Below are 15761 nucleotides of genomic sequence, written 5' to 3'. Positions count from 1 at the left end.
GTAACAAGAGCGCATAACGGTCTCCGTTGTGTTTCTAAAACAATTACAAGAGAGTTCATCATGTTAAAATTCCTCGAACAGGTGCGGAAGCCGACCCTCGATCTTCCTGTCGAAGTTAGAAGAAAGATGTGGTTTAAACCGTTCATCCAATCTTACTTGGTCGTATTCATCGGCTACCTAACCATGTACTTGATTCGTAAGAACTTCAATGTCGCGCAAAACGACATGATCTCAACTTACGGTTTGAGCATGACAGACCTAGGTCTTATTGGCCTTGGCTTCTCCATCACATACGGCATCGGTAAAACCGTTGTGTCTTACTACGCTGACGGTAAGAACACCAAGCAATTCCTCCCTTTTATGCTGATCCTTTCTGGTCTTGCAATGCTTGGTTTCAGCTTCAGCATGGGCGGCGGTAGTGCAAGCCTGTTCTTGATGGTGGCTTTCTACGCTCTGAGTGGTTTCTTCCAAAGTACTGGTGGCCCTTCTAGTTACTCAACCATTACAAAATGGACACCTCGTAACAAACGCGGCTCTTACCTAGGCTTGTGGAACATGTCACACAACGTTGGTGGTGCTGGCGCAGCGGGTGTTGCTCTTTTCGGTGCTAACTACCTATTCGACGGCCACGTAATCGGCATGTTCGTGTTTCCTTCTATCATCGCGATCATCGTTGGCTTTATCGGTATGCGCTTTGGTAGCGACTCTCCAGAAGCTTATGGTCTAGGTAAAGTAGAAGAACTTTTCGATGAAGCAGTGAGTGAAGAAGACACCGCCGCAGAAGAAAACCAGATGACCAAAAAAGAAATCTTTGTTGAATACGTTCTTAAAAACAAAGTTATCTGGCTACTTTGCTTTGCCAACATCTTCCTTTACATCGTTCGTATCGGTATCGACCAATGGTCAACGGTATACGCGTACCAAGAGCTTGGTCTGTCAAAAGAAACGGCAATCTCTGGCTTTACTCTGTTCGAAGTCGGTGCACTTGTGGGTACGTTGATGTGGGGTTACCTGTCTGACCTAGCAAACGGTCGCCGCGCATTGGTTGCTTGTGTGTCTCTTGGTTTGATCATCGTATCGCTTGAGTTCTACCAGCACGCCACTAGCGAGTTCATGTACTTGGCCTCTCTATTTGTATTGGGCTTCTTGGTGTTTGGTCCGCAACTTCTTATCGGTGTTGCCGCGGTTGGTTTTGTCCCTAAAAAAGCAATCAGTGTGGCTGACGGCGTAAAAGGTACTTTCGCTTACCTAATCGGCGATAGCTTTGCAAAACTAGGCTTGGGTATGATTGCAGACGGTACACCTATCTTCGGCTTAACAGGTTGGAAAGGTACCTTCGCAGCCCTAGATACCTCCGCCATGATTTGTATTGTTTTGCTTGCTTTCGTCGCTATCGCGGAAGAGAAGAAGATTCGACACGCGAAGAAGCTTCAACTTGCACAAGACCAAGCCTAACTTCTCTGCGCGCTTTACTTCGGTAAAGCGCGCAAGATCATTAAAAAGCATGGTTCAATTCAGTATCATTAAAGATTTTTCTATTGGCTCCTGTTGGAGCTTGTTGTTGTTAGTCGTCTGCTCTATTTGGTTGTAATAATGATTCATGTTGCTCTAGTTGATGATCACGTCATCGTGCGTTCGGGTTTCGCACAATTATTAAATTTAGAAAGTGATATTACCGTTGTTGGTGAGTTCGGCTCTGTCGCAGAAGCACGCACAGGCTTGCCTTCGGTACACCCACACGTCGTCATCCTAGATATTTCCATGCCAGATGAAAGCGGCTTAAACTTTCTTAGCGAAATACCAACTGGCATTGCCTGCGTGATGCTTAGCGTGCATGACTCCCCTGCGATGGTAGAAAAATCACTAAAGCTAGGTGCAAAAGGCTATCTTAGTAAACGCTGTAGCCCAGACGAACTTATTCAAGCCGTGAGAACCAGTGCTTCTGGCGGCTGTTACCTCACATCAGATATTGCACTTAAACTTGCAACGCCTAGCGACAACACCACCTCTCTATGCCAACTGACAAAACGTGAAAACGAGGTCTGTCAGCTACTTGCGACCGGGTTGGATGTAAAGTCTGTCGCTGCAGAGCTTGGCTTGAGCCACAAGACCGTGCATGTGCATCGTGCAAATGCCATCGACAAACTCGGCGTGAAAAACAACGTTGAGCTCGCCAAACTATTTTCTCAAGAGTCCTTTTAATGCGAGCTTACGCTGTTACTACCATTTGCGGACTATTTGTTATGGCTTGCGCTTGGTTTTGCTTGTGGGTGATTGCCTATTACTTTGTCAATGATCCCGAGCTGGCGATCTTATTGTTTCCTTTCGCTTTACGATTAGGTGTCGCCCTACACACTCGCACCGCTTATTGGCCAACGATTTATCTTTCAGAGTGGGGGCTTTCCATCGCACTTGCGATGTTACTGGGTCAACCGCAGTGGCTTACCGTGCTGATTGCGAGCATTGCCAGTATCCCGGTCACTCTGATTGCGAAAAAATACTACTACGGAGACCAAAACCGCCATTTAGCCGTGATGAGCGCAGTCATTATCATTAGCGCGTTTATTAATGTGATGGCCGTTGGTTTTCACGTTCCTTCGGTTTACATGGTATGGCTGGCTAGCATTTCTGGAGGCTTGCTCGTGGTGCCTATGTGCTACTTGTTATGGAGTTATTTGTTCCAAAGTCGTTGGTCTCCGCTTAGCTCTCTCCTACTTAGTAATACCGTTGTATTTCAGGTGCGTCATATCGTGCTTTATGCGCTGCTTTTGATCGGCAGTATTTTGGTGCAAACCAGTTTGCCTGAAGAGCTAAAACGATTTGCGCCATTTTGTATGGCGATTCCAATCATCGTGCTTGCTCTGCGTTACGGCTGGCAAGGTGCCCTGCTCGCCACCATGCTCAACAGCATTGCGCTGATTGCGGCTCGTAGCGGCGTATCGAATCTAGAAATAACCGATTTGTTATTATCTCTCTCAGCGCAAACCATCACTGGCATTATGCTCGGCTTAGGGGTTCAGAAACAAAAAGACCTCAATCACAAACTGCGCGGCGAACTTGCACGCAATCAGAATTTGTCTCGCCAGCTTATCAAAGCGGAAGAATCCGTAAGACGCGATATTGCGCGCGAGCTACATGACGAAATCGGCCAGAACATCACGGCGATCCGCACACAAGCCAACATCATCAAGCGGGTAAATAACGCAGAAACAAGCGTCGGTTGCGCCGACACCATCGAAGGGCTTTCCCTCAACGTGTACGACACCACTAAGCGACTGTTAAGCAAGCTAAGACCCAAAATGCTGGATGATTTGGACTTAAAAGAATCCGTCGAGCAACTGACGCGAGAGATGGAATTCGCCAATCACGGAACGACTGTTCAACTGAACTGGCAGGGCGATTACACAAGCCTGAGTGACACACTCAAAGTCACCCTATTCCGTTTATGCCAAGAGTCATTAAATAACGCAGCCAAGTACGCAGAAGCGCAGTTGATCAATATTGAACTGACAATTGGAGAAACGGCGGTGTCACTGAGGATTCACGATGATGGTGTCGGTTTCAAAGTTCAGGACAGCATGAAAGGCATGGGCGTTCGCGGCATGCAAGAGCGTGTGCACGCATTGGGTGGGAAAATGGTTATCTACTCCACCAACGATCAAGTGATCGGCACACAAATCAGCATTACTTTACCTAAGGTGTAACTCAAGATGTTTGGATTTTTACGTTCACCTAAATTTACTCAACCGAGTCTGAGCAACGAGCAAATCGACCAGCGTTACCGCCATTGGCGTTTGCACATTATGTTGGGGATGTACATCGGCTACGCAGGTTTCTACTTTACCCGTAAGACCTTTAACTACGCCGCACCAGCGATGATTACCGATCTTGGCTTAGATAAAGGCGATTTGGGTCTTATCGGTACGCTTTTCTACATTACTTACGGCTGCTCGAAATTTATTTCCGGTACGATTTCAGATCGCTCTAACCCTCGTTATTTCATGGGATTAGGATTGATTGCGACAGGTCTGGTCAATATCGCGTTCGGTTTTTCTAGCTCACTCGCGGCTTTCATTACTCTATGGATCTTAAACGCGTGGTTCCAAGGCTGGGGCTGGCCTTCATGCTCCAAGCTGTTAACCACTTGGTATTCACGCTCCGAGCGTGGCTTCTTATGGGCGATTTGGAACACCGCACACAACGTTGGTGGCGCGCTGATCCCTATTTTGGTGGGCTATTTAACGTTGCACTACAGCTGGCGTGAAGGCTTTATTCTACCCGGCATCATCGGGGTATTACTCGGTCTATTCGTTTGTTGGCGATTGCGCGACAAACCCACAACAATGGGCTTACCAAGTGTCGGACAATGGCGCAACGACGCACTAGAACTTGCGCAAGAAAATTACGGACGTGGCCTCACCTACCGCGAAATTCTGAAATCGTACGTATTTAACAACAAATACATCTGGCTGCTCGCGTTCAGTTATGTGTTGGTTTACATCGTCCGAACCGCAATCAATGACTGGGGAAACCTGTACTTGACCGAGCAGCATCACTATAGCCTGATTAACGCCAACGCTGCCCTTTCTATGTTTGAAATCGGCGGTTTTGTTGGTTCATTGGTTGCAGGTTGGGGCTCAGACAAACTCTTTGGCGGTAACCGTGGGCCAATGAACTTGCTGTTCGCGATTGGGATTTTCTTATCTGTCTCTGCGCTTTGGCTGATGCCCCTGACCAACTTTGCATTCCAAGCGGCGGGATTGTTCTCCATCGGCTTCTTTGTCTTTGGGCCACAAATGCTGATCGGTATGGCGGCGGCGGAGTGCTCTCACAAAGATTCTGCCGGCGCGGCGACAGGATTCGTGGGCTTGTTCGCCTACATGGGCGCAGCATTGTCTGGTTATCCACTGGCGTTAATTCTTGAAGAATATCATTGGACGGGTTTCTTCATCACTATTTCAGTTTGTGCAGCCGTCATTGGCCTTTTGTTGCTGCCATTTTTGCAAGCGCAACCATCACGAAAACCACTCGAACCAAAACCTCGGTTGTAAATCGACTTATCGCCCTTAGGGCAAATTGGCGAGTGACCTAACCGCGCTCGCCCTCCTTATTTAACGTATCTCTGCTCAATTTTTCTTCCGATTCAGTTCGGAGGGTTAACTATGGGAAAAATTCATGAATTTGAACACTATTTCATCGCATAGCTTCTTTCAAATGAACAACAAAATCCAAAACTACGCTTGGGGAAGCACCTCTTCTATTCACGATTTGTTTGGCTTTTCTAACGAAACGAATGAGCCTCAAGCAGAAGTATGGATGGGTACTCACCCAAACGGCTGCTCTGAAGTTCAGGTGGAGCAAAACACGCTGCCTTTGTCTGAACTGATCAAACAAAACCAACCCGCTTACTTATCAGCAGAAACCGCAGCGAAATTTGGCGACCTGCCCTTTCTGTTTAAGATCTTAGCGGCCGAACACGCGCTGTCGATTCAAGTTCACCCAAGTAAACAAGATGCTGAAATAGGTTTCGAAAAAGAGCAAAGTGCTGGCATCCCACTAAACGCGAGCCATCGTAACTACAAGGATCCAAACCACAAACCTGAGTTGGTATACGCACTGACAAGTTACCAAGCCATGAACGGTTTTCGCTCGTATGGCGAGATTATTGAGGCATTTAGCCTTTGTGATATCGATGAGCTACGCGCGCCATTAGATGCATTCAAACGCGAAATCAACTCACAAGGTTTGCGAGATTTCTTTGTGCACATTCTGACCATGGAAGGAGAAACAAAAGAGCGAGCACTGAAACAGCTTCTTGCCCACGCTTCACGTCAATCGGAGCAAGGCACTGACAGCGACGTTTTCCAGCTCATCTTGGATCTATCCACTCAATACCCCGGCGATGTCGGCTTGTTTGCGCCATTACTGTTGAATGTCATCACGCTGCAACCTGGCGAAGCGATGTTCCTGAGCGCAAGAACGCCACACGCTTACATTAAAGGTACGGGATTAGAGATCATGGCGAACTCAGATAACGTTTTGCGTGCAGGACTCACGCCGAAACACATGGATGTTAAAGAACTGGTTAAATGCACAGACTTTGTGCCTAAGCCGTTTAACAGCCTTGTTCTTGAACCCAATGCAAATGGTTGCCAGAGCCTTTACCCCGTTCCAGTGGCAGACTTTAGTTTCAGCATTCTTAACCAACCGAGCAATGAAGTGGTTGAGGCAAACAGCGCAGAGATTTTGATGGCGATTGATGCCGACCTGACACTCATCAGTGATAACGGTGAGACGTTAACCGCCGCGAAAGGACAATCTGTATTTGTTCCTGCTTACGTTGGCCATTACCGTATTCAAAGTGCGGGACGTGTGGCTCGCGCCTTCAACTAGTTTTTGAACAACTGATTCAAACTAGCGTCTGACCCAAGGGACTGGGTTAGACAATTTATTCCTTTCATAGATTGAGCCAGTCCGCTTTTAAGGTACTCATGCTTACACTTTTTCGACTCAAATCCGCAGCGGCCTAAGCCATCTAAGTTCTCTACCCCCGATTCTTCTTTTCACTACAGCACTCATTGTCAAAACCCATTTATTTCCGGTAAATCCTCCGCTCCAATATCAAATTACTTGGATAACAAAGGCGCTCACACAGTGGTATTTGTTGCAAAACGTATAATCAACGTTGTAATCAAAGCCCCAATCACTACAATCTCTGGTTCGATTTTTCAGTTAACGTTTGTATGCCGAAGTTAAACCAAGATAACCCTGTTCAAAGCTCCGCCCTTTCCGATATCGAAACCAGCAGTAAGATTCAATCGGCATTAGAACCGAAGTTTCACAAGCCAGACAAACGTCTCTGCTTAAGCCCTGGCCTATCGGATAAGCATTTGGCGCGCCGTTGGCAAGTATTGGAACACGTGACCAATAAAGATCATCTTCTTGATCCTTTCACGCAGTCACATTGCGACGCTTACTCCAACAACATCGAGCACTTCATTGGTACTGTCAATGTGCCGGTCGGCATCGCAGGCCCTTTACGCGTCAACGGTTTGTATGCGAACGATGACTTTTTGGTTCCGCTCGCAACGACAGAAGCCGCGTTAGTCGCTTCCTACAACCGTGGCGCAAATCTTATTACCGCCGCTGGTGGCGCGAGCGCATTGTTACTAAGTGAAGGAGTGAGCCGAACACCAGTGTTCGCCTTTAATAACCTTGCAAACGCTGGCCAGTTCGTCAGTTGGGTTGTGACCCAATTTGACGTATTTCGTCAAATAGCGGAATCCACCACCTCACATGGCAAACTCAAAGACATCAATGTAAATATCGAAGGAAACCACGTTTATTTGGTCTTTGAATACGTGACTGGTGACGCTTCCGGACAAAACATGGTGACCATCGCAACAAACGAAGTGTTCCATCATATTTTGGCGACCAGCCCAATCAAACCAACTCAAGCCTTCTTGGATGGCAACTTATCAGGCGACAAAAAACCAAACGCGCACACACTGCGCTCGGTACGCGGTAAGAAAGTATCCGCCGAAGTCACCATTCCTGCTGAGTTGGTGGAAAAATATCTGCATACCACGCCAGAGTCTATGGTTCAATTTGGCAAAATGACCACGGTGGGTGGTTTACTCAGCGGGACAATTGGTGTCAACGCGCATTACGCAAACGCCCTTGCCGCGCTTTACATTGCTTGTGGTCAAGATGCCGCTTGCGTTGCAGAGTCTGCCATTGGCATCACTCGTATGGATGTGGACGCTCAAGGCAACTTGTACGCGTGCGTGACCTTGCCAAACATCATGGTTGGCACGGTTGGTGGGGGCACTGGCCTTCCAACGCAAAAGGCATGTTTGGATATTTTGGGTTTGCACGGCAACGGCAATGCGAAAGCCTTAGCCGAAGTCGCGGCCGCGCTTTGTCTGGCTGGCGAACTCTCGATTGTGGGCGCATTTTGTGCCGATCACTTCTCCCGGGCTCACCATAAACTTGCTAGAAAATAATCCTTTTACTTTGTACAAGAGAACACCCATGCGGTTTTCTCTTGTGCCAATAAAACAACTTTATTTATTAGCTCACAAATTAGTTTAAGTTATATTGCAGACTTAATAATTGCATCACTCTCACGTTGACCGCATTATTGCAGTATCACCACACATTCCTCGCTATATCACTGTTTGACCCTATTCTCACGCGATATTAAATATCAGTACGTTACCTAAATAAGTATCAAAAACATCTAGCACTAAAGTACCAAATTCATAGATTGAGTTTTTTGTTAGTCACTTATAGAGACTATACTCGTTCCTGCAGCTGCTTGATTTTTCTAAATTTATTATTTAGCTCAAATGAGCTTAATCACTCCCGTTAAATGGATTTAAGTCGTTCCCTCGGGTAAGCGAGTTAACTATGAGACGTCAGAAACAGAATGAAATCTCTTGTTGGGTACTAGGGTTGATTATCTTATTACTAAGTTACGTCCCTTCAGTACCAGCAGAAATGGAACTAACGCCCTCCGATCAAACCGTTGCGCGTTTCCTCTATCAGAGCACTTTTGGGCCAACACCAACATTAATTGATGAGGTAGAAGAAGTCGGGATGGAAAGTTGGATATCTCAACAAATCTACCTTCCTGCCACCTATCATCAACCGCTCTATCGGACACCTTTTTCCAAAGGCGCACAATCCAATCGAGAAAACGCTTGGTATCAAATTGTTATTACCGCTGATGATCAACTCAGACAGCGCATGGCGTATGCATTAAGCCAGATCTTAGTGGTCTCTCGCTATGGCGGTGTCCTTTCCAGTAAGCCCACTGGTCTAGTCGACTACTATGATGTATTGATTGCTAACGCTTTTGGCAACTACCGAGATTTATTATATGACGTTTCCATTCATCCTGTTATGGGCAGCTATTTGTCCATGCTCGGTAGCGCAAAAGAGAACAACACGACGGGTGCATTACCTGATGAGAACTTCGCTCGAGAGTTGATGCAGTTGTTCACCCTAGGCTTGTATGAACTGAATATCGATGGCAGTAAAAAGCTTGATCGTACAACGGGTAAGCCTATCCCCACATATACCCAAACGGATATTCAAGAGCTCGCTCGAGCATTAACTGGGTGGAAAAATGCCGATTTAGCGTTTGTCGAACCGATGCGAGTCATCAGCCACCGACACGATGATGGCGAGAAACGATTGCTTGGTAACACAATTCCTGCTGGTTTAACTGCGCAAGAAGAGCTTTCAAAAGTGATCGATATTTTGATGTCTCATCCAAACATGGCGCCGTTTGTTTCTAAGCTACTTATCCAACGTTTTGTAACTTCGAATCCAAGTCCGGAGTACATCGCACGTGTTGCTTCGGTATTCAATAACAATGGCGAAGGAGAAAAAGGAGATTTAAACGCGGTCATTCATGCCATCTTGCTCGATTCTGAGGCTCTAGGCATGACAGATACCCCTCCAATAAAAGTGAAAGAGCCAATACTAGTCCTAACTAATTTTCATCGAGCCGCGGGTTTTACAATCAAATCTACACGTTACGAAGACGCCACTACGATGATGAATATCGCCAATCAAGGACCTCTTCGTTCTCCTTCCGTATTTAATTTTTACTCTCCTGATTACCAACCATCTAACGAGTTTACGGAGTCTGGTATTAGCTCTCCGGAGTATGAGCTACTGAACTGGTCTGTTTATACCGATTTGGTCAACTATATGTTGACCAGCACTCGCAGAGGCGGCGGTGATTCCTACACACTCGATCTCGGCGAGTTTTATCTTCTTTTGGATGATCACGATGCCTTAGTCGAGCTGGTTAACGAACGCTTCTTTGCAGGAACGGCCTCGGCGGAATTAAAAAAACTCATGCTCACCGTGTTAGATGAATATCGTGAGGACTATGTGCCAACAACAAAGCTCGCCTTGGTGATTTTTACCGCCATTTCCGGCGATGAATTCTATATTCAGGATTAGGAGTGGATTATGGATATTTCAAGACGACATTTTATAAAAAGCACTGCATCGATGGGCGCTTTAGCTTCGCTTGGTCTACCGGGTTATTCTCTCGCGGTGCCATCTAATGACTTTCGAGCATTAATATGTGTCTATTTAGCAGGTGGAAATGATGCGTTCAACACCATACTGCCGTTGTCTGACGCGCACTATAACCAATATGCCAAAGTCAGAGGTACTCTTTCTGTCGCCAAAGACGACATACTCCCTATCAATTTGCGTACCGCCGATAGCTCGGATAATCTGGTAGAACTTGGCTTACACCCCAAACTAAAGGCGCTGTCTTCAATTTTCGAACAAGGCGATGCCAATATCGTGCTCAATAGCGGCATTCTCAACCATCCCGTTACAAAACAAGCGATTGAGCTAGGTGAAGCGTCACTTCCCGAGCAACTGTTTTCCCACAATTCACAAACTGACGCTTGGTTACTTGGTGGTATGCAAGAATCTAGCAACTTGGGTTGGGCAGGAAGAATGTTGGACGTATTAACTTCTGAATCAGAAATAACCCCACTATACAGTGTGCACGGGAACTCGCTTTGGTTACGCGCGATGGAACACCGCCAAACCGTGCTGAAAAAAGACCGTGCGGTTCAGCTTACCGCGATTGATAACCCGCTATACAAGGGGATCTATGACCAACTGCTTTCTCATCAAACAGAGAATCCGTTTAGTGGTCACTTTAATTTGATGGTTGATGAGTCGATGATGATGAGCCGCGTGCTAAGCGAGCAACTCAATCATATTGATGACGCGCCGCTGTTCACCTCATCAACGCTCGGCAAGCAGATGCAAACCGTCTACAAATTGATCGCAAGCCAAGATGTGTTAAAGCAACAACGACAAGTCTTCTTCGTTAAACACTCTGGCTACGACCTACACGATTCTCAATTAGTTCGACACCCCATACTACTCGAAGATCTAGCAACTAACCTCTTAGCAATGTATCGTGCGATTGCGCGGTTGGGGCTAAACAAGCAAGTCACCTCTTTTACAATGTCTGACTTTGGTCGACGGATGACAAGCAACGGTAACGGCACCGATCACGGTTGGGGTGGTCATCAACTATTGATTGGGGGCGCGGTGAATGGTCAGCGAGCTATCGGCACATGGCCTGAACTAGTATTGGGTGGAAACGATGACTATTCTCAAGGTCGACTCATACCCCAAATTGCAGCAGATCAGGTGGGCTCAACTCTCGCGCAATGGATGGGCGTGAGTGATAACGCGGCATTGGAATACGTGTTCCCGAATATCCGCAACTTCGCTAATTCAAACCTTGGCTTTATGGCTTAAGCTGCTTTAATGAGCTCTTAATTAACTTGTTATGAAAAAGGGAGCATTTACGCTCCCTTTTCAATATCATTTCCGCTGAGTGTCCGTTACGCTTCGTCGCGACGGCGCTCGTTACACAGCTTAATGGCACGCTCAAGCAATTCTAGCGCGGATTGCTCACATTCAGGCAGAACCGCATCACTTTCACCAATTGGCGTTACGCGGTCACCCCATTTCAATACCGCCGCACCCCATGTCAAACCTGCACCAAATGCAGCAAGAAGCATGTTATCACCTGGGTTAACTCGGCCTTGCTCTACCGCTTCACACAATGCAATTGGCACCGTCGCTGCAGAAGTATTGCCGTAGTTTTGGATGTTCACAAACGCTTTGTCGTGTGGGATCCCAGATAGGTCACATAGGGTTTGAATAATACGAATATTCGCTTGATGAGGAATAACAACGTCGACTTGGTCGGTAGTTAACTGTGATGCTTTAAGCACGGTTTTCGCAGCTAGCCCCATGCCTTTTACCGCACGTTTGAAAATTTCTTGTCCTACGAAGTTGAAATCCCAGTAACCGTTGTCTTCCGCAAAACGGTCCATACAAGTACCAAACTTTGGTACGGAAAGAATATCGCGACCTTTAGCGTCACAACCAATTTGAGATTGCAATAGACCCGTTTCTTTTTCTGTTCTTGATAACACAACGGCGCCCGCGCCATCACCAAATAGAACAGCGGTATCTCGCATGGCCCAATCGATGTAGAAAGACAATCTTTCCGCGCCAATAATGATCGCGTTGCGATAGTTACCTGATTGAATCAAACGTGTGCCCGTTTCAAGGCCGTAGACAAATCCCGTACATGCGGCATTTAAATCAAAGGCCGCCGCAGAGCGAATGCCCAAGTTCTGCTGTATTTTAGATGCGATGTTTGGAATAAGTGAATCCGGAGAACAAGTCGCCACAATGATTAAATCAACGTCGCTGGCGTCAACGCCCGCGCGCGCCAATGCGTGTTTGGCAGCAACGGTTGCCATGTCTGAAGTATTTACATGGCTAATACGGCGGTTTTCGATACCGGTACGGGTACGAATCCACTCATCTGAAGTATCAAGGAAAGTGCTAAGATCATCGTTAGAGAGCACGGCAGGAGGAACACATTTCCCCCAACCTGTAATTTCAGCGTAGTAATTTGTCATCGCAGACCTATTTATTGTTGTATTTTAATAAAATTTCTTAGAACCTTAGGCTCAAATACAAACCTGCTCTGCGTTATCTCGGCAGGTTAAAAAATAAGTATACAAATAATGAGGCTGACTGGTAAGTCATGTTTTCATCAATACGTAATAAAGGAAGAAGTCATGTCATCGTTTAAAACTCGCTGCCCTTCATGCGGCGGTCTGAATCGTGTCCCTAATGAGCGTGTTGCAGAGTCTGCAACTTGCGGTAAATGTAAAAGTGCACTTTTTGATGGCGCGCCTATCGAAGGAACGCAAGATAACTTTTCTGCCCTATTACAAAGTGATACGCCTGTTGTCGTCGACTTTTGGGCCCCTTGGTGTAATCCGTGCGTCGGTTTTGCTCCTATTTTCTCGGATGTCGCTCATGAACAAGCAGGAACGGCTCGTTTTGTAAAGATTGATACAGAAGCACAGCAAGCGCTCGCTGCACAATTTGGCATTCGAAGCATTCCTACCATCATGGTTTTCAAGAACGGTCAACGTGTTGATATGATCAATGGTGCGCTACCTAAAAGTCAGTTTGATCAATGGTTAAATCAAGCACTTAATAAGTAATCCTCCACGCCAACCTCACTGGTAGGTTGGCGTTTTTATGCAACTTATCGACCTATCTATTTAACAAATATTATTTGTCGAAACGACTTAAATTAATCATTTTACTTGCCTAACTATTAGCCTCATATTCGCGCCGAATAACCCATAGATTTCATTTAACTTATAGGCGCAAAACAGTGGAAAACACAGTCGTTCCTGCAGCATCACCACGAGTTACAGTTCCAGTCGTCGCACTGTCTCTTTATGCGGTGGCTTCGGGCTATTTAATGAGCTTGATCCCTCTCATGCTCGGTGAATACAACATCTCAGCAGATTATGCGAGTTGGTTGGCGAGTGTTTTTTATGGCGGCTTATTGGTCGGCGCGATGTTTATTGAACGTGTCGTGCGTCAAGTGGGTCACCGTAAAGCGTTTATTGGCTGCTTAGCGGCATTTTCGCTAACGATTGTCACGCTACCCGTTTTGGCTAATGGGTTAGTGTGGCTTGCTGCTCGTTTTATCGCAGGTATTGCCGTTGCGGGCGTTTTTGTCATTGTTGAATCTTGGCTAATGTCTGGCGACGAAGCATCACGTGCAAAACGTTTGAGCTTGTACATGCTATCGCTTTATGGCGGTTCTGCATTAGGCCAATTTGGCATTGGTGTACTTGGCGTAAGTGGCGGTGTTCCGTTCATTGCAATCACAACGCTGATCCTAATGGCGATGTTGGTGCTGATGTTTATTGAGTGTGAACAACCAAACAGCCATGAATCAACCGCTTTGTCATTTAAGCAAATTGCCAAGCTAAACCATGCTGCAATTATTGGTTGTGTTGTATCAGGTTTGACCTTAGGCGCGATCTACGGATTAATGCCTGTTGAGCTCACTAACCGTAAAATCAACCATCAAGACATTGGTACATTGATGGCACTAGTGATCCTAGGTGGCATGTTGGTTCAACCAATGGTGACCACATTGAACAAATACATGAGCCGCACAGTGCTAATGGCGTTCTTTTGTATTTTGGGTATTTTTTCGATCGGTTTGACCTTTATTTCATCGTCAGCCGTGGTATTAGCTGCTGCATTATTCTTTTTAGGTGCAGCTACTTTTGCCTTGTACCCAATTGCGATCAACTTAGGTTGCGAAGGACTTGATGAGCGCTTTATTGTCTCTGCCACACAAGTCATGCTGTTCAGCTACAGCATTGGCTCTGTTGCTGGCCCGGTTGTGGCTGATAAATTTATGGGCCAAGAACATGGCTTACTAGGCTACTTGTTTGCCGCTTTGGTTGCGACTGGCGTATACATGCTACTTGCAGCGAGCAAAACTAAGCAGCGTATGGCCGCTGGCCTCTAACCACGCAACTTCTACTCAACGAAAACGAGGGCATGTCGCCCTCGTTTTTTATTCTTCGCTTTTTTGTTTAGATAAACGTTTGTGACGGTTTGACGCGTTCGCTGCAGGTTTTTCCGGTACCGCGCGCTTTTCATGAAGTAAATGACGAACCGCCAAGATGGGATGTTTCAGTAGCATTCTGGGGCCAGAGTAACGCATGACCAAACGCATTTGCTCTTTCGGATCCGGTTTATAACAGTGAATCGGACACTTGTTACACGTAGGTTTATTCTCTCCATAAGGACAGCGGTCAAGACGAACTTCTGCGTATTCAAGCAGCTCACGACATTCTGAGCACAAGTCACTTTTTTTTCCATGGTGATCGTGACAGTAAACCTCTACCATGGCTTTTACCGTCTTAAATTCAGTGGCGAGCTTGCCAAGTAAAATATCGCTCATGAGCTTCCAAAAATCACAACGTCATTGTGTAAAGTTCTAACATTCGACCATTATCGTATTGCTGCTCAACTCGTTCAAACTCAAAGCCCAGTTTTTTGAGCAAACTTATACTACGAATATTGTCATTGTTGGTGATGGCAGCCAACTTATCGAGTTTCATTTCCCCTCGAGCATATTCCAGCACCGCGGTTGCCGACTCGACTCCGTAGCCGCAACCATAAGCGGAAGGTAAAAAACCATACCCGAGATCGTAGTGTTGCAATGTGTCACGCTTAACTAGCCCACAAATACCAATCGGTTGTCCATCGTCTTTTTTCTCTACTACGAGTAAACTCACACCTTTAACTTTTTGCATGCGTAGCATGTTTTCTTTTATATAACGCGCCGCTTCATACTCAGTACGAATTTGTTTATCTCCGACAAAACGGTAAAAGTCTGGGTGGTTATAAAGTTCTAATATGAATGGTGCATCATCTACACTCACAAGACGTAATATCAAACGTTCAGTGATCAGTGTTTTCATTTGGACTCCATTAAAACGCGAGAGATGATTGGACATAGAAACGTACTTGAATCTTGCGACCGACGTAAGGGCTTATTTAGTTGTAACTTGATAAAAAAATAACTATCCTGCCCCGCTAAATTAAAGGACCACCACCATGAACCGCAAGAAGAAAATCAATCAGATCTTAAAAGCGAAGCAGAAGAAGCATAACGCTAAGCTACATAAGAGCAATAAGCCGCGTTATATCTCCAAAGCTGAACGTGCAAAAATGGAAGCTGAAGAGCAAAACCAAGCCTCGGAAAGCACGGAAAATGTTGTAGACACAGTGCCGACAGATCAAGCTTAAAATAAAAGCCGCTTTATGCGGCTTTTTTTGTTTGTTGTACG

The 15761-nt window shown here is 46.1% G+C and carries 14 protein-coding genes; 11 read left to right on the top strand and 3 right to left on the bottom strand.

Translation table 11 applies throughout. The features are described 5' to 3' along the window. Positions 1-60: 60 nt before the first annotated feature. The 8 genes from uhpT to J8Z23_RS17080 all read left to right on the top strand — a co-directional run bounded on the left by uhpT (position 61) and on the right by J8Z23_RS17080 (position 11316). Complete coding sequence (gene uhpT / locus J8Z23_RS17115) at positions 61-1455, top strand: hexose-6-phosphate:phosphate antiporter (RefSeq protein ID WP_104970731.1); 1395 nt, start codon at positions 61-63, stop codon at positions 1453-1455. Positions 1456-1593: 138 nt separating this feature from the next. Further along, complete coding sequence (gene uhpA / locus J8Z23_RS17110) at positions 1594-2202, top strand: transcriptional regulator UhpA (protein WP_104970830.1); 609 nt, start codon at positions 1594-1596, stop codon at positions 2200-2202. Continuing rightward, positions 2202-3704, top strand: a complete 1503-nt coding sequence (gene uhpB, locus J8Z23_RS17105) for a signal transduction histidine-protein kinase/phosphatase UhpB (protein ID WP_434635596.1) — start codon at positions 2202-2204, stop codon at positions 3702-3704. The genes uhpA and uhpB overlap by 1 nt, the downstream gene beginning before the upstream one ends. Positions 3705-3710: 6 nt before the next feature. Next, positions 3711-5051, top strand: coding sequence for an MFS transporter (locus J8Z23_RS17100; RefSeq protein WP_005480243.1), 1341 nt, complete (start codon positions 3711-3713; stop codon positions 5049-5051). A 124-nt stretch (positions 5052-5175) separates the two neighbouring features. After that, on the top strand, positions 5176-6393 hold the full coding sequence (gene manA, locus J8Z23_RS17095) for a mannose-6-phosphate isomerase, class I (protein ID WP_434635595.1): 1218 nt from the start codon (positions 5176-5178) through the stop codon (positions 6391-6393). A gap of 350 nt (positions 6394-6743) precedes the next feature. Beyond that, positions 6744-8006 carry a hydroxymethylglutaryl-CoA reductase gene (locus J8Z23_RS17090; protein WP_432609345.1) on the top strand — a complete coding sequence of 421 codons (1263 nt, stop codon included), beginning with the start codon at positions 6744-6746 and terminating at the stop codon, positions 8004-8006. Positions 8007-8412: 406 nt separating this feature from the next. After that, positions 8413-9981: a DUF1800 domain-containing protein gene (locus J8Z23_RS17085; protein WP_434635594.1), complete on the top strand. Its 1569-nt coding sequence runs from the start codon at positions 8413-8415 to the stop codon at positions 9979-9981. A 9-nt stretch (positions 9982-9990) separates the two neighbouring features. Next, positions 9991-11316, top strand: a complete 1326-nt coding sequence (locus J8Z23_RS17080; RefSeq protein ID WP_434635592.1) for a DUF1501 domain-containing protein — start codon at positions 9991-9993, stop codon at positions 11314-11316. A gap of 86 nt (positions 11317-11402) precedes the next feature. On the opposite strand, the gene J8Z23_RS17075 is transcribed toward J8Z23_RS17080, so the two are convergent. Next, positions 11403-12497, bottom strand: coding sequence for a ketoacyl-ACP synthase III (locus J8Z23_RS17075; protein ID WP_170902529.1), 1095 nt, complete (start codon positions 12495-12497; stop codon positions 11403-11405). Positions 12498-12659: 162 nt separating this feature from the next. Here J8Z23_RS17075 and trxC point away from each other — a divergent pair, with 162 nt between their 5' ends. Then, positions 12660-13094 carry a thioredoxin TrxC gene (gene trxC / locus J8Z23_RS17070; RefSeq protein WP_104972630.1) on the top strand — a complete coding sequence of 145 codons (435 nt, stop codon included), beginning with the start codon at positions 12660-12662 and terminating at the stop codon, positions 13092-13094. Between the two features lie 176 nt (positions 13095-13270). Beyond that, complete coding sequence (locus tag J8Z23_RS17065; RefSeq protein ID WP_256952979.1) at positions 13271-14431, top strand: MFS transporter; 1161 nt, start codon at positions 13271-13273, stop codon at positions 14429-14431. Positions 14432-14479: 48 nt separating this feature from the next. On the opposite strand, the gene J8Z23_RS17060 is transcribed toward J8Z23_RS17065, so the two are convergent. Both J8Z23_RS17060 and J8Z23_RS17055 read right to left on the bottom strand, forming a co-directional pair. Continuing rightward, a complete protein-coding gene (locus J8Z23_RS17060; RefSeq protein ID WP_109170309.1) occupies positions 14480-14869 on the bottom strand; it encodes a nitrous oxide-stimulated promoter family protein in 390 nt (129 codons plus the stop codon). A gap of 13 nt (positions 14870-14882) precedes the next feature. Beyond that, positions 14883-15392: a GNAT family N-acetyltransferase gene (locus J8Z23_RS17055; protein ID WP_301609994.1), complete on the bottom strand. Its 510-nt coding sequence runs from the start codon at positions 15390-15392 to the stop codon at positions 14883-14885. Between the two features lie 136 nt (positions 15393-15528). Between J8Z23_RS17055 and J8Z23_RS17050 the strand changes: the two genes are divergently transcribed. Continuing rightward, positions 15529-15720: a DUF2986 domain-containing protein gene (locus J8Z23_RS17050; RefSeq protein WP_012842232.1), complete on the top strand. Its 192-nt coding sequence runs from the start codon at positions 15529-15531 to the stop codon at positions 15718-15720. The last annotated feature ends 41 nt before the right edge of the window (positions 15721-15761 follow it).

The organism is Vibrio sp. SCSIO 43086 (genome assembly GCF_051132235.1).
GTDB classification, from domain to species: domain Bacteria; phylum Pseudomonadota; class Gammaproteobacteria; order Enterobacterales; family Vibrionaceae; genus Vibrio; species Vibrio diabolicus.
This window is presented reverse-complemented; position numbering and strand designations above follow the sequence as displayed.